The organism is Muribaculum intestinale (genome assembly GCF_002201515.1).
Taxonomy (GTDB): domain Bacteria; phylum Bacteroidota; class Bacteroidia; order Bacteroidales; family Muribaculaceae; genus Muribaculum; species Muribaculum intestinale.
The window spans coordinates 2,380,999-2,405,698 of sequence record NZ_CP021421.1; the positions used below are offsets into that span (position 1 = coordinate 2,380,999).

Below are 24,700 nucleotides of genomic sequence, written 5' to 3' on the forward strand. Positions count from 1 at the left end.
ACGCAGGTTCAACTGGCAAGTGCAAAATTAGCGATTTGTTTGAAGAACTCGGTTTTCGGGTTTGAAAAACCGAGTTTTTTCCGTGGTCTGAGGTTTAGTTTCTTTGCGACATTCTTGATGTATAGGTCAGTGAAATCATTGAAATTTGACTTTTTGGGGATGTATTGACGGATGAGTTTGTTGATGTTTTCGACCGCTCCTTTCTGCCATGAGCAGTAGCTGTCGGCAAAGTAAACAGTCACATCATCGAGACCTTTGATGCGTAATCCGGCGGTTATGTCGAGGTGTGCCGCGAACTCGCTGCCGTTGTCAGTAGTGATGGTTTTAAGATATTTACGGTATGCGTACAGCATTCTCACGACAGTCTTTGACAATGGCTTGGCTCTTTTTCCGTAAGGTAGTTTCTCCATCATCACAAAGCCAGTCATGCGTTCAAGCAGCACTAGAATCGCGTGCCCGTAGGCATCAACAATAAGATCCATCTCAAAATCGCCAAAGCGTTTGCCGTCGGCCTCGGCCGGTCTGTCGTGTATGCTTGTGCGGTTTGGTATGTTGGTGGCTTTAGTGGGTTTGCGTTCGCCTTTTGGTCGTCGTCGGAAGTCGGGATGTCTGCGGTGACGGCGCAGTTCTCCGCTTTCATCAGCGTTTATAATGTTGTAAATGGTCTGTATGGATACGGAAACACCTTCCTTGGCCAACACGCCACGAATTTGTTCTGGTGACCATTGGTGGTCAATAATCATCTGTTTTATACGCCACACCAACACGCTGTCGAGCTTCTTGTTGGATGTGGTGCGCTTTCTGCGTTCAAGGGCTTTGGCATGAGCCTTTTCCCACAGATAGTGGCCTTTGGTTGTGGAATTGCGCTTCAGTTCACGACAAAGCGTTGACTGACTGCACCCTACTATGAGGGCAATTTCTTCTCTCGAAGTTTTTCTTTGCAGTAAGGCGAAAATTTGCGACCTTTGCTGCGAGGTTAATTGTCTGTACATAAGCAATACAAAATTAGTTAATCTCAGGGAGACTTCGGTCTCCCTTTTTATTTTGTATTGCCAGTATGTTCTGCTGCTGTTCGCTCTTGGGGGCGGTTTAGGCCGCCCCCGCCGCTTGGGCATCCCCTCGCCAGAAGGAGAGAGGAGAATGACTAATGCCCATCTCAAAGTTTTGCACTTCGATTTGGAATCTTCACTGTCCGCCTGATATATCCAGTCAATCATCCCTGCTGAAGGCATATCGGTGAAAATGATTATCTTTGCTCCCCGGCTATTCTGTAGTAGCCGTGATAAATTGAGAAATTGACTGGAATGCTTGATATACTCTGTAATACTGCTGTTTCTGCCGGATGCGGACGTTGGAAAGGCCGCTTTGCGCCTTCTCCCTCCGGGCGGATGCATCTCGGCAATGTCTATGCCGCTTTGATGTCGTATGTGTCGGCCAAAGCTAAGGGCGGAAGCTGGCTTCTGCGCATAGAGGATATTGACCGTCAGCGTTCGCGGCAGATGTGGGCCGATATGATAATGTCTGATCTCGACTGGCTTGGACTGGGCTGGGATGAGGGTCCGATATATCAAAGTGCACGCGATGACGCATATATGTCATATCTTGAGCGCCTTGCGGGGATGGGACTTGTATATCCATGTGTATGCACGCGCGCCGACCTGATGGCATCGAGGGCTCCACATGCTTCCGACGGACATGTGGCTTACTCCGGGCGTTGTCGCCCGTCGACGCCATGCTATGGTGCTGTCGCCGCAGAGGCGAATCTACGTCTCATGGTGCCCCCCTGTCCGGGCGGGCCGGATAGTGATGAGGTGTCATTTGACGATTTGATTTGTGGGCGTCAGAATGTGGCGCTGTCCTGTTATTTCGGCGATTTTGTGCTCCGGCGCAAGGGAGGTGACTGGGCGTATCAGTTTGCCGTGGCTGTCGACGATGCCGATATGGGTGTCACGGAGGTGGTGCGTGGAGATGATTTGCTTATGTCTACAGCCCCTCAGCGTTATGTCATGTCATTGCTGGAACTGCCGGAGCCTGTGGTATACGCTCATCTTCCACTTCTTAAAAATTCCGATGGCGTGAGGCTGTCCAAGCGCGACAGAGCCTTGTCAATGGAATGGCTGCGGGCCAATTGCTATCCTCGCGATGTGATTGTAGCTGTATGCAGAGCTGCCGCGGTCAATCCGGAAGAGATGCTGTCGGTGCTTGAACGGCTGAGGTAAACGCTGTTGTACGGACATATCTGCTTGAAATAGTGTGATAGAATTCCTTAAAATTTGCACAAGTGCGGCATAATTGGTAATTTTGTCGTCGTTACCTCTCGGATAGGGGTTCGGATGCCTTTTTATGGCATCATGTTGCGACTCTTATCTTGGAGAATTTGTGCTGTAGGATTTGAATAGACAATTATTGTAATGAATATAGCGATAGTCGGAACAGGTTATGTCGGTCTTGTCTCGGGAGCATGTTTTTCCGAGATGGGGGTTGATGTGACATGTGTCGACATAGATACTGAAAAGATAGCGCGGCTTAATGCCGGTGAGATACCTATCTACGAGCCGGGGCTCAGGGAGCTTGTGTGTCGTAATGTAGAGGCCGGACGCCTCCATTTCGTCACCTCGCTTGCCGAATGTCTCGACAATGTGGAGGTGGTGTTTTCCGCGGTAGGCACCCCTCCCGACGAGGATGGAGGCGCCGACCTGAGCTACGTCCTTGATGTAGCCCGTACATTCGGACGCCACATCAACCGATACACTCTGCTTGTCACCAAGTCGACTGTACCGGTTGGCACCGCTGCAAAGATTAAGGCCGAGATAGCCGCTCGGCTTGCCGAGAGAGGCGTAGATATAGATTTCGAGGTTGCAAGCAATCCCGAGTTTCTCAAGGAGGGAGCCGCTATCAAGGATTTCATGTCGCCCGACAGAGTGGTTGTCGGTGTGGAGAGCGAGCGGGCAAAAGCTGTTATGACAAAACTTTACCGTCCTTTCCTTACCAACAATTTCCGTGTCTACTTCATGGATATTCCCTCGGCCGAAATGACAAAGTATGCGGCCAATGCGATGCTCGCTACCCGCATTTCCTTTATGAACGATATTGCCAATCTGTGCGACCGTGTGGGCGCCGATGTCAATATGGTGCGCAAAGGTATCGGTACCGACGCTCGCATCGGTGGCAAGTTCTTGTACTCCGGCTGTGGCTATGGAGGGTCGTGCTTCCCTAAGGATGTAAAGGCTCTCGCCCGCACGGCGCGCGAAAACGGATGCGTGATGCGTGTGGTCGAGGCTGTCGAGGCCACCAACGAGGCTCAGAAAAAAGTCGTTTTTGAAAAGCTCAGTTCTGCGCTCGGTACTGAGTTGGCCGGGATGACCGTGGCCGTATGGGGTCTTGCTTTCAAACCGGAGACCGACGATATGCGCGAGGCGCCATCTCTGGTGGTGATTGAAAGCCTTGTCGCAGCTGGTTCGATTGTCCGTGTATATGATCCGGTAGCTATGGCTGAATGCTGTCGGCGTCTGGGTGATGGATGTTCTCTGCCTGGCGACGGGCGTATCGAATATGCATCCGATATGTATGATGCCGCTCTTGGAGCCGGTGCTTTGCTGTTGCTTACCGAATGGAAACAGTTCCGCATGCCTTCGTGGCCTGTATTGCGCCGTGTTATGACAAATCCGTTGATTGTCGATGGCCGTAACATATATGACCGTTCCGAAGTCGAATCGGAAGGCTTTATATATTATGGTATCGGCCGGTGATTTTTAAATTGATGTTTTACCCACAGTAAAAAGTTAATATAGATTCAACTTTACTAATTAATAATACTACACACTAATGTTATGAATTTCTGGTTACTATGTAATTTTGTCGTATTTGTACTTTGCGTGATGTTTGCGGGTATATTTATTCCGCAGATTTTGCTTGTCGCTTTCAAGAAAGATCTTTTCGATATGCCTGATGAGCGCAAGATCCACAAGGGTATCGTGCCTCGGCTCGGAGGCATCGCATTCACTCCTGTGATATGTTTTACCGTATCGCTCATTCTGGGCATTACTATGCTTGTTGGCGACTCCAGGCTCATGTCGCTTGTCGAGGCGCAGACTCTTCCCCTCTCAATGGGATTCTGCTCCCTGTTCCTAATGTATATTGTCGGAGTAGGCGATGACCTTGTCGGAGTGCGCTATCGTGCCAAGTTTGTGGCTCAGATACTTTGTGCCGTATTTATCATCATGGGCGGCTTCTGGATTAACTCGTTCCATGGATTTTTATGGATAGATTCCATTCCTGCATGGCTCGGGTGGCCTCTGACCGTGCTGTATATCGTATTCGTATGCAATGCTCTTAATCTTATCGACGGAATCGACGGTCTCGCTTCCGGTCTGGCAATGACAGGCTTCATTATCTATGGCGTCACATTCTATCTTTTGGGACAGTATGTATATGCCATGCTTTCGTTTGCTTCGCTCGGAGTGCTTGTGCCGTTCTTCTATTACAACGTATTCGGCAACCCTGCAAAGCGTAAGAAAATATTTATGGGCGATGCCGGCTCTCTTACTGTAGGCCTCCTGCTCTCATTCCTGAGCCTGCATCTGTTTACAGCCCCGACGCTCAATCTCGAAGGATTCTACTGCAACTCGTTCGTTGTAGCCGTGTCTCCGCTTATCGTGCCTTGCTTCGATGTAGTGCGTGTGTTTATCGGACGTGTGCGCAAAGGCAACAATCCGTTCCTCCCCGACCGTACCCACATCCATCATAAACTCCTTTCTTTAGGCATGCCTTCGCGCAGAGCTATGGTTACAATCGTTGGAGTAGCACTGTTTTTCTCGGTGGCTAACATTTGTCTTGCCAATATGCTCAACATCACTCTTCTGATTATTCTCGACATCGCATTCTGGGCGCTTGCCAATATGGCTCTTTCCCGTGCGGTGAAGAGTTGCGACAAGAATAAAGTTTCAGTGCCCGCCTGATTAAGTTAGAATATAATACATCGCGCCCCTGCATGGACTGTCCATGCAGGGGCGCGATGTTTGTGATGATGTGACTCTGTTGCGGCGCATGGTCAGTTGAGCGACGGATATTGTGGGTGATAAAGCCATCCGCGGTATTTCGCACCCATTGTACGCACCTGGCCGTGCCAGTATCCGTCCTCCGAACCCTGAAGTATTGTATCGGCATCCTTCATGCTGGTTACAGCCCACACGTTGTTTTTCAGCTCGTCGTCAAGCTGCCCCACATCCCAGCCGCTGTAGCCCAGACAGAACCGTACGAATCCCTCCAGCGGATACCCTGCGTTGACATAGTCTATCATGCAGTCGAAATCTCCGCCTATATACATCCCGTCGGCTATATGCTTGGCTCCGGGAATTATGTCACCGAGGCGATGTATGAAATAAAGCCTGTCGCCCGAAAGCGGCCCACCGCAGTATACCGGTACCGGTTCGCGGCGCGTCACATTATTCAATAAATCCGACAGCAGATAGTTGGTAGTCTTGTTCATGACAATACCCATCGATGACTCTCCGTCGCCGTAATCTACGAGGTATATTACCGCATGGTTGAAATAGCTTTCGCGTAAAAAAGGCTCGGCCACAAGTAAGGCTCCTGACGAGGGGTTGATGCGCGGCAGATCTATGCGGTTGAGAAATTGGTCGAGATCCTTCATAGCTGTATACTTTCCTTTTATAAAACGATTCACTAAGGGCATGTTTGAAAATAAATGCAAATTTCATCCTGTTGGATTTTTACAAAAATATGGCAGGAATGAGATAATTATTCATAAAGCATATTCATGGGCAAAATAAAATATGTTATAATGCATTCTTCAGTTCGCATTTATGATTAAACAAGTTCTAAATATGCTCTAAGTTACAGATATTTTTTGAAAATAGCCAAATGCTATTGGCTTAATCTCGGGTTATTGATATGTAAATAATGTTAACGGAGCCATTTGGCTGTTATTTACCTATGGAGTGAAGGCACTGTTAGAAAGAGAAAAATCAAAATTGGCTATTAGTATTATTTAACGTTGTAGTGCCGATTTGTTGCACAGGTGTCTGTGTACCTTTGTGGAAAACAAAAGTTAATATCATCTGACTATGACTACACACACCACTACCACCGTGAACTGCCGGGACAGACCGGTCTGACTGCTATGTCCCGGCATCGTTCCCGTTCCCCGTTCCCGTGATGACTGCCGCATATGATAAAACTGCCCGGCGTATATGGATTTGTGCCGGAAAAGGTGTATCTTTGTAGGTTGGTTAATTTAACCGCAATAGTTCTATACTATCACATACTGAATAAAAAAATCAACTAAATACCGCCTCATGAAATTTAATGTTTCCAGCAAGACACTCTACACATTTGTGTCAGCCGTCAGCAAGGTGATTAATTCGAAGAATGCGTTGACTATCCTCAATAATTTCCTCTTCGAATTATCCGGTGACACACTTACTGTCACAGCCTCCGACCTCGAAAATACTCTCGTAGCCCATATGGAAGTTATGGACGCTGAGGGCGAGGGTCGTTTCTGTGTCGACGCACGCCGTCTGGTCGACCTCCTCAAAGAGATGCCTGACCAGGGGCTGGAATTCAACATCAATGATCAGAATCTTTCCGTAGAACTGACTTATGCCACCGGCAATTACAGTTTTATCGCTCTCAACGGCTCGGAATATCCCTCCAACGAAGCCGATGCCGAGGCTTCCGATGCCAACTTCTCGTTTGTATGTCCTACCGAGCAGGTGCTGAAAGGCATCGACAACACTCTGTTTGCAGTAGGCAACGATGACCTGCGTCCGCAGATGATGGGTATCCTCTGGGATATCAAGCCTGATGGAATCGTATTTGTGTCAACCGACACACGCAAGCTCGTGCGCTATCGCAACAACATGTCAGAGCCCGGACAGGAAGGCTCGTTTATATTGCCCGTAAAGCCTGCCACGGTAATCAAGAATGTGTTTGCCAAGGAAGAGGCTATCAAAATTACGGTAGAGCCCAAGAGCGTTACTTTCGAAAGCCCCTCATATCGCTTCAACTGCCGATTTATCAAAGGCAACTTCCCCGATTACAACCGAGTGATACCTCAGAACAATCCTTATGTTGTCACTCTCGACCGTCAGCAGTTCCTTACCGCAATACGCCGTGTGGCTGTATTCGTTGACCAGGGCCACGGTCTGGTAAAGTTCCGTATCAACGCCGACAAGCTCACAATGAAGGCTACCGACAACAACTTCTGCACTTCAGCCCGCGAGGAGGTGCCCTGCGACTTTACAGGCAGTGATATGGTAATCGGATTCAGCGCGCCATATCTGATAGAGATTATCAATACAATCTCTACCGAAAATGTGCTTCTCAAGCTCTCCGACCCGAGCCGTCCCGGTGTGTTTGTTCCCGCAGAACAGAGCGCCGACTCCGACTTGCTAATGTTGCTCATGCCAATGACTGTTTCTGAATTCTAAGAAATGAATCTTGTACTTACCCGCCCGATAGTATTTTTCGACCTCGAGACCACAGGCACGAGCATCATGCGCGACCGCATTGTGGAGATTTCGATTATAAAGGTCATGCCCGACGGCTCGGAGATAGAACGTACCCTCCGTGTGAATCCGGGTATGCCAATTCCGGCCGAAGCTACCGCCATACACCACATTACTGACGCCGATGTGGCCGATGCTCCTACCTTCAGCATGATTGCCGCCGAACTTATGGAGCTTTTTGCCGACGCGGATATCGCCGGATTCAATTCCAACCGCTTCGATGTGCCTCTCCTTACCGAGGAATTCCTGCGTGCCGGAATTGCGTTCGACCTGTCAAAACGCCGTTTTATCGACGTGCAGACGATATTCCACAAAATGGAGCAGCGCACACTTGTCGCCGCATACAAATTTTATTGTGGAAAGGATCTCACCGAAGCCCATTCCGCAAATGCCGATACACGGGCCACATACGAAGTGCTGAAGGCTCAGCTCGACTGTTACGACACGCTGAAAAACGATGTAGCATATCTTGCCGAGTTCTCCACACAAAACAGGAATGTGGATCTTATGGGACGCATAATCCGTAATGACGCAGGCACCGAGGTGTTCAATTTCGGAAAATACAAGGGACAGCCTGTCGAAGAAGTGTTTCGCCGCGATATCGGATATTATTCCTGGATGATGCAGGGCGAGTTTCCTGCCAATACCAAACAGGTGATTACTGCTATAAAAATGCGCCTAAAATAATGACACACCCTCTAAAAGGCAAGCATATCATACTCGGCATCACCGGGGGCATAGCCGCCTACAAGTCGGCCATGCTTTTGCGACTGCTGGTCAAGGCCGGAGCGGAAGTGCAGGTGGTGATGACTCCCAATGCAAAAGAGTTTATCACGCCTGTCACATTGTCGACACTCAGCGGAAAGCCGGTAATAAGCGAGTTCTTTACCGCCAACACCGGTGAGTGGCACAGCCATGTCGACCTCGGTCTGTGGGCCGACGCTATGGTCATAGCCCCCGCTACCGCATCGACAATAGGAAAGATGGCCAACGGTGTGGCCGACAATATGCTCGTGACCACATATCTCTCGTCGAAGGCTCCTGTATTCGTGGCGCCTGCGATGGATCTCGATATGATGGCCCATCCATCGACAACTCGCAATCTCGCGCTGCTAAGTTCGTATGGCAATCATATCATCGAGGCCAGAGCCGGAGAGCTGGCGAGCCACCTTACAGGCAAGGGCCGCATGGAAGAGCCTGAGCGTATAGTCGAGGTGCTTGACCGTTTCTTCGGGAAGAGTCTCGACCTGGCGGGTAAGCACATACTGATTACTGCCGGTCCTACCTACGAACGTATCGACCCTGTGCGTTTTATCGGCAATTACAGCTCCGGAAAGATGGGATATGCTCTTGCCGAAGAGGCCGCGGCGCGTGGTGCCCGGGTCACTCTGGTGAGTGGCCACGTAAGTATCGCGCATGATTTCAGCCCGTCGGTCGATGTAGTACGCGTGGAGTCGGCCCGTCAGATGCTTGATGCCTGCGAGGCGGCTTTTGCCGATGCCGATGCGGCCATCATGTGTGCGGCTGTGGCCGACTATGCGCCCGCCGCCCCTTCGGATACAAAGATTAAGCGTGAAGGCAATGAGCCTCCGGTGATAAGGCTTGTAAAGAATCCGGATATCGCCCGCACTCTTGGTGAGCGTAAACGCTCCGGACAGATACTTGTAGGATTTGCCCTGGAGACAGACCATGAAGGTGACAACGCCATATCCAAGCTGAAATCCAAGAATCTTGATATGATTGTCCTTAACTCATTGCGTGATGCCGGCGCAGGTTTTTCGACAGATACCAACAAGATTACGATATATACTGCCGACGGACGCACTGTTCCATTCCCGCTGAAGGACAAGCGCGAGGTCGCCGACGATATTCTTGATATAATGCTTACGCTCTGACATATGAAGTGTGTTCTCCTCGTTTTACGCTATGTTATGGCTGTTGCCATGCTGTCGGCAGCCTCGCTGTCGGCTGCAGCCCAGGAACTCAACTGTAAGGTCGAGATTGACTATTCGCAGGTGGCAGGTACAAATACCGCGGTGTTTTCAACTCTTCAGGACGCCTTGTCGGAATATATCAATACCCGCAAGTGGACCAATGCCCAGTTTTCGACAAACGAAAAGATAGAGTGCAAGCTCTTCCTTACTGTCAAGACCTATGAGGACCCGCATATCACCGGCGAACTTCAGATACAGTCGTCGCGACCTGTCTACAACAGCAACTATACCACTACGTTAATCAATTTCAAGGACACAAAAATTGAATTTGACTATTCGCAGGGCGAGCCGCTGATTTTCTCTGAAAACACGATGGAGAGCAATCTTACCGCTATAATAAACTACTATGTCTATCTGATTCTCGCTATCGACTTCGACAGTTTCTCACCACGTGGCGGCGACCAATACTGGGAGATGCTCAAGAATGTGGTGCAGATGGCACAGTCGGCCGGAGAAAGCGGATGGAAGGCATTCGAGGATACAAAGAACCGTGCCGCGGTGCTCAACGCGTTTACCGAACCCTCGACACAGAAGTTGCGCGACATGGTGTATGCCTACCATCGCACAGGTCTTGACGAGATGTCGGTAAGCCCCGACAAAGGACGCCAGCGCATCACTCAGTCGCTTGATATCCTTTCTGATGTAAGCCGGGTGGCTCCGATGTCGGTAGGGATATCCATGTTCAAGGACGCTAAGCTCGACGAGCTGGTAAATGTCTACTCCAAGGCACCTCAGGATGAGCGCGACCGTGTATACGAGTTGCTTTACAGTCTCTATCCTACCGAGGGTAAGCGCCTGGACCAGATTAAGAAGGGTAAAAACAAATAGAGCCGCGTCACAGCGACTGACTTAGAAGACCCAACGTTATGTTAAGATCTCTTCATATATCAAACTACGCTCTTATCGACACTGTCGATATCACATTCCACAATGGGCTCAACATAATCACCGGAGAGACCGGCGCCGGTAAGTCAATCATGCTCGGCGCTCTGTCGCTCATACTTGGCGAGAGGGCCGACCTGAAAGCTGTGCGCGATTCGGGTCGCAAATCGGTAATCGAGGCCACTTTCGAACTTCACGACTACAAGCGGCTGAAAGAGTACTGTGTGGCAAATGATATCGAGTGGGATGATAATGTCTGTATCCTGCGCCGGGAGATTGCCCCTGCCGGACGCTCGCGGGCCTTCATCAACGACTCGCCGGTGACGCTCGACCTCCTCTCCCACGTGGCCATGCTTCTGGTAGATATCCATTCCCAGCATAACAACCGTCTGCTTGCGTCGCCGGAGTTTCAGCTTAGCATTATCGACACTCTTGCAGGAAATGAACAGCTGCTTGCCGACTACTCGCGGCGCTTTGTCGCCTATAGGCGCGCATTGAAGCGCTTGCGTGATACAAAGAAACTTATCGAGCAGAACCGTCAGGACGAGGACTTCACCCGCTTCCAGCTTGAACAGCTCGATGCAATGAATCTTGAGGCAGGCGAGCAGGATCAGCTTGAAAAGGACCGCGACGTGCTCGCCAATATCACCGAGATAAAGTCGACACTTGGCGGTGCTCTCGATTCTCTCTCCAACGGTACCAGCAATGCCATTGCCCTTCTTGGCGATGCTATGGAATATTGCGAGCAGCTTTCTCAGGTGCTCGACGATGCCGACAATATCGTGGAGCGGCTTAATACAGTTCATATCGAGCTACGCGACATAGCAGATACCCTGTCTGATTTCGACCGCGACCTCAATGCCGACCCCGACGAGCTCGAGGCCGTGGAGCAGCGTCTCAACGACATATATTCCCTGCAGTCGAAGCATCATGTCAGTTCAGTCGAAGCCCTTATCGAGCTGCGCGAGAATTTCAGGATAAAGCTCTCCTCGCTCGAAAACAGTTCTTATACCATCGAGGAGCTGGAGAAGGAAGCTCGGCGCGCCAAGGCTGCGGCCAAGGAGATTGCCGCCGAGCTTACACGCCGTCGTACTGAAGAGGCCCGCCGCTTCGAGAAGCTGCTGTGTGACACTGCCTCTCCGCTCGGCATGAAGAATCTGCGCGCACAAGTGGAGATTACCACAGGCGACATGTCATCGACCGGTATGGATACTGTCGAGTTTAAGTTTGCGTTCAACAAGAACCAGCCGCTTATGCCTGTTGGTTCGACTGCGTCGGGCGGCGAGATTTCCCGTCTGATGCTGTCGGTAAAGAGCATTATCGCAAGCCGCATGCAGTTGCCGTCGATTATTTTTGATGAAATCGACACTGGCGTGTCGGGCGATGTGGCCAACCGCATGGGTCTTATGATGCGCGATATCTCACGCTCTATCCAGGTGATGGCTATCACACATCTGCCTCAGGTGGCTGCTTTGGGCAATGCGCATTATAAGGTGTATAAGATTGACGACGAGGACGCGACCCATACCCATATACGCCAGCTCGACCGCGAGCAGCGTATCGATGAGATTGCCGTAATGCTGAGTGGGTCTACCGTCGATGCTGCCGCCCGTGCCAACGCCCTCTCTCTGTTAAGTGCAAGCAATAACTAAGAAACAGTTTATAAGAGCATGTTATAACTGTCTAACAAAAAATATAATGGAATCAACCGACTATATATTCGGCATACGCGCCGTAATCGAGGCCATAGAGGCCGGAAAAGAAATTGACAAGGTATTTATCCGCAAGGATCTCCAGGGGGAGGCCCTTCTCAAAGAGTTGCTCGACAAGTTGCACCGGAGCCGTGTGCCGGTGCAGCGAGTGCCGGTCGAGCGCATCAACCGTATAACAAGGAAAAACCATCAGGGTGTGCTCGCGATGCTGTCGGCTGTCACATATCATCGTCTTGACCATATAGTGCCTGCATTGTATGAGGATGGCGTGCTTCCTTTTGTGGTAGTGCTTGACGGCATTACTGATGTGCGCAACTTCGGAGCGATAGCCCGCACATGCGAGTGTGCCGGAGTCGATGCTATCGTGATTCCCGAGCGCGGGAGTGTGAGTGTCGGAGGCGACGCTGTTAAGACCTCTGCCGGCGCGCTGCTTCATATCCCTGTATGCCGCGAGCGTTCCGCCGCGGGAGCCGTGCGTTTCCTCAAGGATAACGGCTACAAAATTGTAGCTGCGTCGGAGAAGGCCGATATCAATTACACCCAGGCCGATTATACCGGTCCGGTAGCCATCGTGATGGGTGCCGAGGATGTTGGCATATCGCCTGAGGTGCTCAAACAGTGCGACACATTTGTAAGCATACCACAGTTCGGGCATATCGGCTCGCTCAATGTGTCGGTGGCGGCCGGTGTCATCATATATGAAGTAGTGCGCCAGCGACTTGCCGGCAATCTTGAAGTGATATGACCAAAGAAGATGACTATCTTTTGCAGCTGAATGACCAGCAGCGCGACGCCGTAGTCTACAATGATGGCCCGCAGTTGGTAATCGCCGGTGCCGGGTCGGGCAAGACACGTGTGCTCACATATAAGATTGTACATCTGCTGCACCATGGCTATGAGCCATGGCGTATATTGGCTCTTACATTTACCAACAAGGCCGCCAAAGAGATGCGGGAGCGCATCCAGCAGATGGTCGGCCCTGCTGTGGCCTCGCAGCTGTGGATGGGGACATTCCACAGTATTTTCGCCAGACTGCTGCGCTTCAACGCCGACCTTATCGGGTTTAAGAGCAGTTTTACGATATATGATGCGGCCGACACCAAATCGTTGGTAAAGACTATACTGCGTGATATGGAGCTTGACGACAAGGTATACAAGCCTGCCACCGTTATCGCTGCCATATCCAATGCGAAAAACGCGCTGATATCGCCGGACATGTATATTGCCGATTCCGCTCAGATGTCGGCCGACGAGAGAGCGAAGCGCCCGGCGCTCGGTGCTATATACCGTGCATACTGCGCGCGTTGCCGCCATGCCGGAGCCATGGATTTTGACGACCTGCTGTATTACACGAACGTGCTGCTGCGTGATAATCCGGATATCCGCAGGAAATATCAGGAGTATTTCAGATATGTGCTTGTCGACGAGTATCAGGACACCAACTTTGCCCAGCATGTCATCATACGTCAGCTTTGCGAGGAGTCAAAGGCCCTGTGTGTTGTGGGCGATGACGCTCAGAGCATATACTCGTTTCGTGGAGCCAATATCAGCAACATACTCAATCTGCATAAGTCGTTTCCGGCATTGCGCACATTCAAACTTGAGCAGAACTATCGCTCGACCCAGAATATCATAAATGCCGCCAACACTCTGATTGCAAAAAACAAGGAGCAGATACCCAAGCAGGTATTCTCGCGCAACGATGTCGGCTCGCGCATAGAGGTCGTGCAGGCCTACAGCGACTATGAGGAGGCCATACTTGTGGCCAACAAGGTGTCGCAGATGCAGATGCGTAGCCACGACCCTTATAATGAGTTTGCCATTCTTTACCGTACCAATTCTCAGTCGCGACGCCTTGAGGAGTCGCTGCGTAACCGCAATATCCCTTACCGTATCTACGGCGGCCTGTCATTCTATCAGCGCAAGGAAGTGAAGGATATCGTGGCATACATGCGTCTGGCTGTCAATCCTGATGACGACGAGGCTTTCAAGCGGGTTATAAACACTCCTGCCCGAGGCATAGGGGACACGACCGTAAACAGGCTGATACATACAGCCATGCACTGTGGCGTGAGTATGTGGAATGTGGCTACATCGCTCGATTGCTACGATACCGGACTGAAATCGGCTGCAATCAAGAAGGTGACGGGTTTTGTCGAACTGGTGCAGAAATTCGTCGGAATGATCACTGCCAACGCCTCGGCTTACGATGTTGCCCGCAGTATCGTCGAGGATACCCGCATGCTTGCCTCCCTCATACATGACAATACTCCGGAAAGTATCTCGAAGCAGGAGAACATTCTTGAGCTCCTGCAAGGCATATCGGAGTTTGTCGGCGAGCGCATGGAACAGTCTGCACAGGAGACGACTCTTGTCGATTTCCTTGCCAACGTGTCGCTTTCCTCCGACCAGGATATGAGCGACAGCAACGGTGAGGCTGTCACACTGATGACTGTCCATGCCGCGAAAGGTCTGGAGTTCAACAATGTGATTGTAGTAGGAGTTGAAGAGGAACTATTCCCCTCGGCAATGAGCTGCGACACATTGCGCGGTATAGAGGAGGAGCGCCGGCTATTGTACGTAGCGATAACTCGTGCGCGCCGCCATTGTGTGATTACATATGCCGCGAGCCGCTACCGCAACGGGCAGACAGCCCCGACACGCCCTTCAAGATTCATAGGAGACATAGACCGGGGATATCTGTATATTTCGCCCGGCAGTGAGTTCTCCCGCTCTGACAGTGTAATAAATCCTCTCGACAATTACCGAGATTCGATGGGGGGCAGAATGGCTGACGACCGTCGCCGTTCGTTCCGCCACCCGCTTGTCGATGACGAGCCGGCAAGGTCAAATATCCATCCTGTAAATCTGTCATCAAATCCTGTCGGTAGCAGTGGCGGGACTCAGGCTGATGGCGGCACCCACGATGTGGCAGACATAAAAGTAGGCATGCGTATCGAGCACTCGCGCTTTGGAGTCGGCACTATCTCGGCCGTCACATCAAATGCACCAAGTCCGACGATTACCGTTGCATTCAATGTCGTAGGCGAGAAGAAACTCCTTCTGAAGTTCGCCAGATTTACTATACTCGACAGCTGAACCAGGTAAGTGATAACTCAAAATAAAAGTATATAAGTATATATGAAAGCCACTGAGCTCACCACACCATATTATATAGTATATGAAGACCGTATACGCCGCAATCTTGAATTGATTACCTCGGTTGCGCGCGATGCCGGTGTAGAGATAATAATGGCATTCAAGGCCAATGCCCTCTGGCGTACATTCCCTGTAGTGCGCGAGTATGTGCGTGACTCCACGGCGAGCTCTCTCAACGAGATGCGTCTCGGCAACGATGAGCTTGGCGGAGAGGTACACACTTATTGTCCGGCCTATACCCCCGACACTATCGGTAAATTTCTGGCGGGGAGCACCCATCTTACATTCAACTCACTCTCTCAGTGGGAGCGGTTTCGCAAGGATGTGGAGGAGTATAGCGCCGCGCATCCCGACAAGCGTGTCAGCCCCGGACTGAGGGTCAATCCCATGTGTTCGGTAATCGAGACAGACATATACAATCCGGCTGTTCCCGGCTCCAGATTCGGAGCTACAGCCGAGCAGATTGGCGATTCTCTTCCGGAGGGTATCGAGGGGCTGCATTTCCATGCTCTGTGCGAGTCTACCTCACATGATCTTGAAAAGGTGCTCGAAGCATTTGAGAAACAGTTCGGAAAGTATCTGCCGCAGGTTAAATGGGTAAACATGGGTGGCGGTCATCTTATGACCCGCGAGGGGTATGACACAAAGCATCTTGTCGGACTCCTGCGTGCATTTCGTGAGCGCTATCCCTGGCTGAAGGTAATCCTTGAGCCGGGAAGTGCGTTTATGTGGCGTACCGGCGATCTGATTACTTCAGTTGTTGACGTCGTGGAGAACCAGGGAGTAAAGACCGCGATTATCGATGCTTCATTCGCGTGTCATATGCCCGACTGTCTGGAGATGCCCTACAAGCCGGCTATAACAGAGAGTGTGGAGACGTGCGAAGGGATGCCTTCTTACCGTCTCGGGGGCAATTCCTGTCTGAGCGGTGATTTTGTCGGTGAGTGGACTTTTCCTAAGCCTCTGAAAATAGGAGATATTCTTACCCTGGAGGATATGAACCACTACACGACAGTAAAGACCACGATGTTCAACGGGATACAGCATCCCGATATCGTATGGTGCGACGCCGGCGGTGAATGTTCGGTCCTGCGCCATTTCACTTACGAGGACTATAAGAATCGCATGGACTGAGCCTGACACCAATCCGGAGATGCCGTAGCCTGCAACCTGAATACCAGATATTGACTTTTACCATACACAATGCCTAAATATTCTGTAATCATACCGGTATACAATCGTATTGACGAGGTCGACGATTTGCTTAAAAGCCTTTCGCAACAGACGTTTGCCGACTTTGAGGTAATAATTGTGGAAGACGGTTCGTCGCAGCCGTGTGACGGGGTGGTAAAACGCTATGCCGACAGCGTTGATGTGAAATACTTTTACAAATCAAATGAGGGGCGTTCGATTGCGCGCAACTACGGAATGGACCGCGCATCGGGTGAATATTTTATATTTTTCGATTCCGATTGTGTGATTCCTCCGGGATACTTCGAGCATCTCGACAAGGCATTGGGAGAGCGTCCTCTCGACTGCTTCGGCGGTCCGGATGCCGCTCACGACTCGTTTACTCCTACCCAGAAGGCAATCAATCATTCGATGACATCGTTCCTTACCACAGGAGGCATACGTGGCGGGAAGATAAGTCTGGAAAAGTTTACTCCGCGTACGTTCAATATGGGATATTCGCGCAAGGTTTACGAGCGGATAGGGGGATTCCGTGAGATGTTCTCCGAGGATATCGACATGAGTACCCGTATACGCAATGCCGGGTTTTCGATAGGCCTGATACATGATGCACCGGTATATCATAAGCGACGTGTCGATTTCCGCAAGTTCATGCGTCAGGTATACGTGTTCGGAATGTCGCGTATCACACTGTATCTTCTGTATCCCGACTCGCTCAAACTCGTGCACTGGCTCCCTGCGGTGGCTGTGGCAGGTGGCATGACTCTGTTGCTGCTCGGTATATTGGTGTCGCCATGGTTCCTGCTTCCGTTGGCCCTTTATCTGCTTGCGATATGGGTGGCCGCTCTTGTGTCGACGCATTCGGTGAAAATCGCCACGCTTGCTGTCCCCGCAAGCATAATACAGCTTGGGGGATACGGATGTGGTTTCCTTAAGGCATACACTACAAAGATATTGCTCGGCCGCGGGCGTAATATCGCGGAAGAAATCGACATGCGCCGCGGCAAATAGCCGTGTATCTGCATGTCGGTAATAACATCAAAAACTTTCTTGAACATGGAATCTCCTCAACCCGAAGTGCGCGACTATATCCTTATCGAGGATATCGCGCCGTCCGACCGCCCGCGTGAAAAGGCCATGCGCGACGGTATCGGTTCATTGTCGACCGCCGAGCTTGTAGCCATAATCTTCGGCAACGGCATGCGTGGAAAATCGGTCCTGACAATGAGTCAGGAGTTGCTGCGCCGTTACGGCAGTCAGCTGTCGGATATCGCCTCGCGCTCTGTGCGTGAGATTGTGCGAGATAATCCCGGTGTCGGCCCGGCCAAGGCAATCAGTCTCCTTGCCGCATTCGAGCTGGGCATGCGGTGTCGCGACGAGGAAGTTGAGCGCAAGCCTGTGATAAAGGGGAGCGACACAGTGTATGCCCTTATGCGCCGGCAGCTACAGCATATTCATCATGAGGAATTCTGGATAGTAATGCTGTCGCGCAACAACAGTGTCATTGACCGCGTGCAGATAAGCAGCGGCGGCACAGCCGCTACGGTAGTGGATCCGAAAATTATATTCAAGCGGGTGATGGAGCGCGGCGACATGGTGGCGGGAATCATACTCGTGCATAACCATCCCTCGGGCAATCTGCGACCCAGTCAGGAGGATGATGCGCTCACACGTCGGTTGCGAGATGGAGGCGCATTGCTCGACATAAGGGTGCTTGACCATATAATAATCACCCATGGAGGATATTTTTCTTATTGTGACGAGGGTAAAATGTAAAATTACCTGTAAATCGAGATAATATTTTGTAATTATCATCATCTTTTTCTTGCGAAAGTTGGCGCGAAACGTTACCTTTGTGAAATACCTCTCTTAACAGAATTGTCCAAATACCTTAATACCAAAAAATTTCAAGATATGGAAAATGAAAACCTCATCAAGATGGTGACCGAAAAAGCCCAAGGATGGCTCGCCGACGGTTACGATGAAGAAACTCGTGCCGAGGTGCGTCGCATGCTTGACGCCGACGACAAAACCGAACTTATCGACAGTTTCTATCGTGACCTCGAATTCGGTACCGGCGGTCTGCGCGGTATCATGGGTGCCGGCACAAACCGTATGAACATCTATACGGTAGGAGCCGCCACACAGGGGCTTGCCAACTATCTTAAGGTCGCTTTCAAGGATGAGCCCCAGATATCTGTAGTCGTAGGCCACGATGTGCGCAACAACTCGCGCAAGTTTGCCGAAATTGTCGCCGACATATTCTCGGCCAACGGAATCAAGGTCTATCTCTTCGACAGTTTCCGTCCCACTCCCGAGCTGTCGTTCGCTATCCGCGAGCTCGGCTGTCAGAGCGGCGTTAATATCACCGCTTCCCACAACCCCAAGGAATACAACGGTTACAAGGCTTACTGGAGCGACGGCGCACAGTTTATCGCTCCTCACGATGTAAACGTAATCGAATATGTAAACCGCATCAGCGGTATCGGTGAAATCAAGTTCAAGGGCAATCCCGAGCTTATCACCATCATCGGCGATGAGATGGACCAGAAGTTCCTGGCCGCCATCAAGGGCCTTCAGCTCAGTCCGGAAGCCGTAAAGCAGTTCCACGACCTCAAACTCGTGTACACTCCTATCCACGGCACCGGTGTGAAGCTCATCCCCGACTCGCTTCGCAACTATGGCTTCACCAACATCATCAACGTGCCTGAGCAGGATGTAACTTCCGGTGATTTCCCGACCGTGGCTTCTCCCAACCCCGAGGTTCCATCGGCTATGGCAATGGCTATCGCCAAGGCCAAGGAGGTGGACGCCGACCTTATTCTTGCTTCCGACCCCGATGCCGACCGTATCGGATGTGTGCTCCGCGACGACAACGGCGAGTACGTGCTGATTAACGGCAATCAGATTGTGATGATTCTCCTCAATTACATCATGACCCGTAATAAGGAGCTTGGCCGTATCACAGGCAATGAGTATATCGTAAAGACCATCGTTACTACCGAGACCATCAAGTCGATTGCCGACAAGAATGGTTTCAAGATGTACGACTGCTACACAGGCTTCAAGTGGATTGCCGCTGTAATCCGTGAGAACGAGGGTACCGGTCGTTATCTCGGCGGTGGCGAGGAGAGCTACGGTTTCCTTGCCGAGGATTTCTGCCGCGACAAGGATGCTGTAAGCGCCATCTCACTTATGGCCGAGGCGCTCGCATGGGCCAAGACAAAGAATATGAATTTCCTCCAGATGCTGAAGGATATCTATATGACTTACGGATTCTCGCGTGAGGCAGGTATCTCTCTGGTGCGCAAAGGCAAGACCGGTGCTGAAGAGATTATCGCCATCATGAAGAATTTCCGTGCCAATCCGCCCAAGCAGCTTGCCGGCAGCCCCATTGTGACTATCAAGGATTACGCCGACCTCAACCTCACCGACGTGACTACAGGCAATGTATCGAAGATGGATATGCCTGTTACCTCCAACGTGCTCCAGTATTTCACTGCCGACGGTACAAAGGTCAGTGTGCGTCCTTCAGGCACAGAGCCTAAGATTAAGTTCTACGTTGAGGTGCGCGGAAAGATGGAGAAGCCCGAGGACTACGGCAAGGCTATCGAAGAGGCCGATGCAAAAATCGAGGCTATCAAGAAAGATCTCGGTATCGACTGATGATATCACTATAGCGTTATAGATAATATTCAGCGGAGACGCGCCCAACATGTGTATTGGATGCGTCTCCGCTTTATTAGAGCTTGTTTAATAATAAATGTTGCCGCCAGGGTCGTATAGCTTGAGTCGATTTTCGACATGTGCCGAAGGAGTGTACTTTATGTACATGACTGAGGGTCATGGCGAAAAGCGGCCAAGATATACGAGACAAAAGGTAGCTTTATAACCATTCAATCTCTTGCCTGCTTTAAAGCAAATGTAAAAATATATTAACAATATGGAACAAATTACTTCCAGTCGGTCATTCGCCGGCATATTTCCACCCGCTCTTCGGTCGTTATGGAGCCCCATAACTCCCTCATCACAAGCGAAATCTGCTCGCCGACTGACCGCCCTGACGGTAACATTTATTATTAAACAAGCTCTTAAACAAGCTCTAAGTAAGTTTTGAAATGGAAGTAGTCTACGAGGATAACCATCTGCTTGTGGTCAACAAGGCCCCGGGCGAGATTGTACAGGGCGACAAGACCGGTGACGAGCCGCTTGTCGAGACTCTGAAGCGCTGGCTTAAGGAGAAGTATGACAAGCCCGGCAATGTATTCTGCGGTGTGGTGCATCGTCTTGACCGACCTGTCGGGGGCCTGGTCGTGTTTGCCAAGACATCCAAGGCTCTCACTCGCATGAACGATCTATTCCGCAAAGGCGAAGTTGAGAAAACCTACTGGGCCATCACCCGCAATGTTCCTCCTGAGCCGGAGGGCACGCTTGTCCACTATATCACCTCGGTAGAGCGCAATAATAAATCGTATGCGTCGCTGCAGCCAAAGGAGGGCGCCCAAAAGGCTGTGCTCAAATACCGGCATATTGCTTCATCGGACCGTTATCATCTGCTGGAAGTGCGCTTGCTTACCGGACGCAAGCATCAGATACGTGTGCAGCTTTCTTCAATCGGATGTCCGATAAAGGGCGATTTGAAATATGGTGACAAGCGCTCCAATCCCGACGGCAGCATCTCGCTCCAGAGCCATCACATACGCTTCATTCATCCGGTAAGCGGCAATTCAATCGATATAACCGCACCGGTGCCCCATGACAACCTCTGGCAGGCTCTTGCCGGAGAAGTCAGGTAGTGTGCTTGTCATGAATATATAAAAAACAGTCAGAGCGTCATGTCAATGACGCTCTGACTCGTTTACAGTGATGCTGTTGGGGTGTCAGCATGTGTAGAATTGGGTGAATGCACGGATTATGTGGGCATTGTCGGCAGCGGACGCAGTCTCGCGCACGGAATGCATTGCCCAGATTGCAGCGCCCATATCCACACCTCTGAGATCAATCTTGGATGTTAGGATATTGCCGAGGGTCGAGCCGCCGGCTACGTCGCTGTGGTTGACGAAATACTGGTATGGCACTTCAGCCTGCTCGCATATGGCGCGGAACACGGCCGACGAGTCGGCATCGGTCATGTACTTGCAGTTTGCGTTTATTTTGATTACCGGACCTCCGCCTACTACGGGATGGTTGGTAGGGTCATGTTTCTCGACGTAGTTGGGATGTACGGCATGAGCATTGTCGGCCGATATCATGAATGACTCCGCAACAGCCCGCGAGAAGTCTTCGAATGTGCCACCGAATGCCTCGACTATGCGCATCATGATAGTGTGCAGTATTGGGGAAGCTGCTCCCTGCTTTGTGCCTGAGCCGGTCTCTTCGTTGTCGAATATTGCCATTACCCTTACTGTCGGCTCGGGTTTGATGGTATCGGTAGAGAGCAGCATGGCTCGCATGGCGGCATATGCCATCGACAGGTCGTCGAGACGACCGGAGGATATGAATTCGCCGTTGGAGCCCCAGCGTTGTGCCGGAGTGGTGTCGTAGAGCGACAAATCGCAGTCGAGTATCTGTTCTGGGTCGACTGCGAGTCGGTCGGCAACCATGCGCAGCACCATCCCTGCGGCGTTGGTCTGCCGGTCGATGATGCCTATCACCGGGAGCATGTCTTTCTGCTTCGACAAGGGGTTGCCTTCGTTGACAGAGCGGTTGAAGTGGATGGCGAGATGAGGTATTGTCAGCATCGGGTCATCAAATCTCACAAGGCGTGTGGCTGGATGGAGCGGGTCGATGCCGCGCAACATCACGCGTCCGGCTACCGATAGCGGACGGTCGAACCATGTATACAGAATCGGGCCACCGTAGACCTCGGTGTTGAGTTTTACCACACCGCCGTCGCATTTCATTTCCGGAGCCGGCTTGATGCGGAATCCGGGAGAATCGCTATGAGCGGAGATTATGCGGAAGCTGCTTGACGGAGTGCCGTCGCCGATTCTGAACGCGAAGATTGCCGAACTGTTTTTGACGACAAAGTAGCGGCCTTCAGGCTTAAGTTTTCCGCTCCACGAGTCGGCCATGTCGAGTTCGGTATATCCGTTGTCGGCGAGTATGCGCCGTATGGTGTCTACAGCCCAGAAGTTGCAGGGGGATGCGTTGAGAAAGTCTATCAGTCCTTCTGCTTCACGGGCAGTCATGTCTGAGAAATCCATCATATGTGGGTTGTAATTATTGTTTGTGGTCAGGATTCGGTGTATTGTCTTTCGCTATGCCCTTAGAATATGTAGTTGAATCCAAGATTGGCATAGATGGGGTATAGGGGGAAGTTTACAGTCTTGAATGAACCTTTGAAGATGTTGTTGAATCCCCAGCTGAGGTTAGCACGCAGGGCAAGGTGCTTGAATGCGCGCCATGAAACTCCGCCCTGCAGTCCGTACTGGAATGAGCGCAGGTCGCTGTTGAATTCGTATGGAGCGCTGGCTTCTCCTTCGAATTCCACTTTTTCGCCTGTGGGGTCACCTTCTCTGAGGTATCCGTCATGTACATTTCCGGAGAATTCATGGTTGAGGCTTACGCCGATGTAGGGACCAAGATGGAAGTTCCATTGGGATGACGGTCGCCAACGTGCAAGCACGGGGAATGTTATCAGCGACGCCTGATATTTTGTGTCTACGCGTCCAGTCCAGTTTCCGGCTATGCGCGAGCCGTCCTGTATGATTTCCATTCCATAGTTCTTTACCGTCGATTTGGTATCCATTCCTTTGTTCTCAAAGCAGATGCCGATTGAGAATCCCCATTTCGGTGCGGTGTCAATCCATTTTGTGACATTGCCTCCGATGGCGAGGTTCAGCATAGGATTGTATCCGTTGATTTTTCTGATTTCCGAGGGTAGAGGTATGGGTGCCGTACCTCCGATGTTTACACCGGCGTAAATTTCATATTCCAGTCCATGGAGTATTGACCATTCAAGCGCATGGGTTGTCTCTTTCTGGGCTTGAGCCTGGATTGGAGCTATTATGGCCAGGACCGCTATAAGTATGGCGTTTATCTTGAATTTCATTTTAGACTATTCTTCACAGGTTAATACGACTTGGTCGACCATCAAGGTACTTCCCGGGGCTCCTGAGAAGAGGTCGCCGTCGATACTTGATGACATTACAATCGATATGGAGTATTGGCCATTCTCGAGTTTCTCCATATCAATCTCCTTAAGGTAGACAAACGGCAGCGAGAATGTGCGCCATGTTTCTGTTGGAATCCTTTCGCCGTCGTTGAATCGTGCAAGCGCCACAACGTTGGGCGATGTCTGAACGTTGGTGCCATTAAGGTATTCCACATCTGCTGTACGTTCAAACATGACTCCGTATATGTTGAATTCGTCAATTTTTCCAGGGACGGCTTCGAGTTTGTTTGACAGAGATTCGTTCAGTTTGTAATACATTTCGCCGGGAGTATACCGATAATATCCTGACAGGCGCAACGGCTTGCGGTCGAACGGACGGCCGAATCGGGTTGACAGCAGCGTATTGGAAAGATTTACTTTGAACTCACCTATAAAGAGGCTTCCTGCGGCGAGTGGTGAATTGCGTAGATTTCCGAAGAGTCCGGTAATGCGTGTGGTCATTGCCGCACATTTGCCATCGATTCCGTTGTCGGACTGGTAGGTGGGGAATGAAGCGGGGTCAGATGAGCCTTGGCCTGTCATTGCATATCCGGCATTTCCGCTTGCCCATGAGAAACTCTCATTTCCGTCGGGTCCTATCTCGTAAAAAATATCGTAGCTATATCGGCTGGACTGTTGCTGTCTGACATGCTCGAAATCATAGGAGAGTGTTATGCCGGGCTCGTTGACCCATACGGTATACGTTTTCTGCCAGATTTTATCTTCGGCTGTAACGGTGTATCGCTGGGGTACGTCAAAGTTGCGTACTGTGCCGCTTGGCGGGTCGATAGTGGCTCCCTCGGTGAGTATGAATTCAGGAGCGAGGGCGCTTTTGTCGGTTCCCTTCTTTACAAAAAGGGTCACTTCAGAGTTGCGTATCGCAGCGTTCTGCGACATCACGTCTCCAGGGAGTGTCGCCGCAATTATATCGCATTCGGCGTTGAGCGGCTCTTTGCGTATGCATCCGGTTGTGACCATAGCAATCGCAGCAATCAGAAATGTATGAGTGATTGGTTTCATTGCTTGCAAAGTTAAGCAATAATAGGATAATATTTCAATGAAACAAGCGAAAATGAT

The 24,700-nt window shown here is 50.9% G+C and carries 20 protein-coding genes; 15 read left to right on the forward strand and 5 right to left on the reverse strand.

What is annotated here, in order from left to right:
- Positions 1-8: 8 nt before the first annotated feature.
- Positions 9-992 (reverse strand): IS30 family transposase, encoded by a 984-nt coding sequence (locus ADH68_RS09600; RefSeq protein WP_068960594.1) that lies wholly within the window; start codon positions 990-992, stop codon positions 9-11.
- A 312-nt stretch (positions 993-1,304) separates the two neighbouring features.
- Between ADH68_RS09600 and gluQRS the strand changes: the two genes are divergently transcribed.
- The 3 genes from gluQRS (at position 1,305) to ADH68_RS09615 (ending at position 4,958) form a co-directional block, all read left to right on the forward strand.
- Positions 1,305-2,219: a tRNA glutamyl-Q(34) synthetase GluQRS gene (gluQRS, locus tag ADH68_RS09605; RefSeq protein WP_084274045.1), complete on the forward strand. Its 915-nt coding sequence runs from the start codon at positions 1,305-1,307 to the stop codon at positions 2,217-2,219.
- A gap of 192 nt (positions 2,220-2,411) precedes the next feature.
- Complete coding sequence (locus ADH68_RS09610) at positions 2,412-3,749, forward strand: UDP-glucose dehydrogenase family protein (RefSeq protein WP_068961001.1); 1,338 nt, start codon at positions 2,412-2,414, stop codon at positions 3,747-3,749.
- A gap of 81 nt (positions 3,750-3,830) precedes the next feature.
- Entirely contained in the window at positions 3,831-4,958 is a 1,128-nt protein-coding gene (locus ADH68_RS09615; protein WP_068961000.1) for an MraY family glycosyltransferase, read from the forward strand.
- A 92-nt stretch (positions 4,959-5,050) separates the two neighbouring features.
- Here the strand turns inward: ADH68_RS09615 and ADH68_RS09620 are convergent, their stop codons facing one another.
- Complete coding sequence (locus ADH68_RS09620) at positions 5,051-5,686, reverse strand: YqgE/AlgH family protein (protein ID WP_157755886.1); 636 nt, start codon at positions 5,684-5,686, stop codon at positions 5,051-5,053.
- A 631-nt stretch (positions 5,687-6,317) separates the two neighbouring features.
- Between ADH68_RS09620 and dnaN the strand changes: the two genes are divergently transcribed.
- The 12 genes from dnaN (at position 6,318) to ADH68_RS09680 (ending at position 21,263) form a co-directional block, all read left to right on the forward strand.
- Entirely contained in the window at positions 6,318-7,451 is a 1,134-nt protein-coding gene (gene dnaN, locus ADH68_RS09625) for a DNA polymerase III subunit beta (protein WP_068960999.1), read from the forward strand.
- Positions 7,452-7,454: 3 nt separating this feature from the next.
- A complete protein-coding gene (locus ADH68_RS09630) occupies positions 7,455-8,216 on the forward strand; it encodes a 3'-5' exonuclease (RefSeq protein ID WP_068960998.1) in 762 nt (253 codons plus the stop codon).
- On the forward strand, positions 8,216-9,424 hold the full coding sequence (gene coaBC / locus ADH68_RS09635; RefSeq protein ID WP_068960997.1) for a bifunctional phosphopantothenoylcysteine decarboxylase/phosphopantothenate--cysteine ligase CoaBC: 1,209 nt from the start codon (positions 8,216-8,218) through the stop codon (positions 9,422-9,424). The genes ADH68_RS09630 and coaBC overlap by 1 nt, the downstream gene beginning before the upstream one ends.
- A 3-nt stretch (positions 9,425-9,427) precedes the next feature.
- Positions 9,428-10,351 (forward strand): type IX secretion system protein PorD, encoded by a 924-nt coding sequence (porD, locus tag ADH68_RS09640; protein ID WP_068960996.1) that lies wholly within the window; start codon positions 9,428-9,430, stop codon positions 10,349-10,351.
- Positions 10,352-10,389: 38 nt separating this feature from the next.
- Complete coding sequence (gene recN, locus ADH68_RS09645; protein WP_068960995.1) at positions 10,390-12,057, forward strand: DNA repair protein RecN; 1,668 nt, start codon at positions 10,390-10,392, stop codon at positions 12,055-12,057.
- Positions 12,058-12,103: 46 nt separating this feature from the next.
- Positions 12,104-12,862, forward strand: coding sequence for a 23S rRNA (guanosine(2251)-2'-O)-methyltransferase RlmB (gene rlmB / locus ADH68_RS09650; RefSeq protein ID WP_068960994.1), 759 nt, complete (start codon positions 12,104-12,106; stop codon positions 12,860-12,862).
- The gene (locus ADH68_RS09655; protein ID WP_068960993.1) at positions 12,859-15,216 is read left to right on the forward strand and encodes an ATP-dependent helicase; all 2,358 of its coding nucleotides are present in this window, start codon (positions 12,859-12,861) and stop codon (positions 15,214-15,216) included. The genes rlmB and ADH68_RS09655 overlap by 4 nt, the downstream gene beginning before the upstream one ends.
- A gap of 42 nt (positions 15,217-15,258) precedes the next feature.
- On the forward strand, positions 15,259-16,410 hold the full coding sequence (gene nspC / locus ADH68_RS09660) for a carboxynorspermidine decarboxylase (RefSeq protein WP_068960992.1): 1,152 nt from the start codon (positions 15,259-15,261) through the stop codon (positions 16,408-16,410).
- Between the two features lie 69 nt (positions 16,411-16,479).
- Complete coding sequence (locus ADH68_RS09665; protein ID WP_068960991.1) at positions 16,480-17,478, forward strand: glycosyltransferase; 999 nt, start codon at positions 16,480-16,482, stop codon at positions 17,476-17,478.
- Positions 17,479-17,523: 45 nt separating this feature from the next.
- Entirely contained in the window at positions 17,524-18,243 is a 720-nt protein-coding gene (gene radC, locus ADH68_RS09670; RefSeq protein ID WP_068960990.1) for a RadC family protein, read from the forward strand.
- A gap of 138 nt (positions 18,244-18,381) precedes the next feature.
- Entirely contained in the window at positions 18,382-20,133 is a 1,752-nt protein-coding gene (locus ADH68_RS09675; protein ID WP_068960989.1) for a phospho-sugar mutase, read from the forward strand.
- 452 nt (positions 20,134-20,585) lie between these two features.
- A complete protein-coding gene (locus tag ADH68_RS09680; protein ID WP_068960988.1) occupies positions 20,586-21,263 on the forward strand; it encodes an RluA family pseudouridine synthase in 678 nt (225 codons plus the stop codon).
- A gap of 84 nt (positions 21,264-21,347) precedes the next feature.
- On the opposite strand, the gene ADH68_RS09685 is transcribed toward ADH68_RS09680, so the two are convergent.
- Genes ADH68_RS09685 through ADH68_RS09695 form a run of 3 tightly spaced genes read right to left on the reverse strand, consistent with a single transcriptional unit; the run spans position 21,348 to position 24,643 of the window.
- Positions 21,348-22,676 carry a M18 family aminopeptidase gene (locus ADH68_RS09685; protein WP_232321346.1) on the reverse strand — a complete coding sequence of 443 codons (1,329 nt, stop codon included), beginning with the start codon at positions 22,674-22,676 and terminating at the stop codon, positions 21,348-21,350.
- A gap of 59 nt (positions 22,677-22,735) precedes the next feature.
- Complete coding sequence (locus tag ADH68_RS09690) at positions 22,736-23,521, reverse strand: porin family protein (RefSeq protein ID WP_068960987.1); 786 nt, start codon at positions 23,519-23,521, stop codon at positions 22,736-22,738.
- A gap of 6 nt (positions 23,522-23,527) precedes the next feature.
- Positions 23,528-24,643, reverse strand: a complete 1,116-nt coding sequence (locus ADH68_RS09695) for a PCMD domain-containing protein (protein ID WP_068960986.1) — start codon at positions 24,641-24,643, stop codon at positions 23,528-23,530.
- Positions 24,644-24,700 lie beyond the last annotated feature (57 nt).

What these genes read in the sequence shown, in the direction of transcription:
- ADH68_RS09600 (WP_068960594.1), bottom strand. Translation starts at nt 992, where the DNA reads ATGTACAGACAATTAACCTCGCAGCAAAGGTCGCAAATTTTCGCCTTA.
- gluQRS (WP_084274045.1), top strand. Translation starts at nt 1,305, where the DNA reads ATGCTTGATATACTCTGTAATACTGCTGTTTCTGCCGGATGCGGACGT.
- ADH68_RS09610 (WP_068961001.1), top strand. Translation starts at nt 2,412, where the DNA reads ATGAATATAGCGATAGTCGGAACAGGTTATGTCGGTCTTGTCTCGGGA.
- ADH68_RS09615 (WP_068961000.1), top strand. Translation starts at nt 3,831, where the DNA reads ATGAATTTCTGGTTACTATGTAATTTTGTCGTATTTGTACTTTGCGTG.
- dnaN (WP_068960999.1), top strand. Translation starts at nt 6,318, where the DNA reads ATGAAATTTAATGTTTCCAGCAAGACACTCTACACATTTGTGTCAGCC.
- ADH68_RS09630 (WP_068960998.1), top strand. Translation starts at nt 7,455, where the DNA reads ATGAATCTTGTACTTACCCGCCCGATAGTATTTTTCGACCTCGAGACC.
- coaBC (WP_068960997.1), top strand. Translation starts at nt 8,216, where the DNA reads ATGACACACCCTCTAAAAGGCAAGCATATCATACTCGGCATCACCGGG.
- porD (WP_068960996.1), top strand. Translation starts at nt 9,428, where the DNA reads ATGAAGTGTGTTCTCCTCGTTTTACGCTATGTTATGGCTGTTGCCATG.
- recN (WP_068960995.1), top strand. Translation starts at nt 10,390, where the DNA reads ATGTTAAGATCTCTTCATATATCAAACTACGCTCTTATCGACACTGTC.
- rlmB (WP_068960994.1), top strand. Translation starts at nt 12,104, where the DNA reads ATGGAATCAACCGACTATATATTCGGCATACGCGCCGTAATCGAGGCC.
- ADH68_RS09655 (WP_068960993.1), top strand. Translation starts at nt 12,859, where the DNA reads ATGACCAAAGAAGATGACTATCTTTTGCAGCTGAATGACCAGCAGCGC.
- nspC (WP_068960992.1), top strand. Translation starts at nt 15,259, where the DNA reads ATGAAAGCCACTGAGCTCACCACACCATATTATATAGTATATGAAGAC.
- ADH68_RS09665 (WP_068960991.1), top strand. Translation starts at nt 16,480, where the DNA reads ATGCCTAAATATTCTGTAATCATACCGGTATACAATCGTATTGACGAG.
- radC (WP_068960990.1), top strand. Translation starts at nt 17,524, where the DNA reads ATGGAATCTCCTCAACCCGAAGTGCGCGACTATATCCTTATCGAGGAT.
- ADH68_RS09675 (WP_068960989.1), top strand. Translation starts at nt 18,382, where the DNA reads ATGGAAAATGAAAACCTCATCAAGATGGTGACCGAAAAAGCCCAAGGA.
- ADH68_RS09680 (WP_068960988.1), top strand. Translation starts at nt 20,586, where the DNA reads ATGGAAGTAGTCTACGAGGATAACCATCTGCTTGTGGTCAACAAGGCC.
- ADH68_RS09685 (WP_232321346.1), bottom strand. Translation starts at nt 22,676, where the DNA reads ATGATGGATTTCTCAGACATGACTGCCCGTGAAGCAGAAGGACTGATA.
- ADH68_RS09690 (WP_068960987.1), bottom strand. Translation starts at nt 23,521, where the DNA reads ATGAAATTCAAGATAAACGCCATACTTATAGCGGTCCTGGCCATAATA.
- ADH68_RS09695 (WP_068960986.1), bottom strand. Translation starts at nt 24,643, where the DNA reads ATGAAACCAATCACTCATACATTTCTGATTGCTGCGATTGCTATGGTC.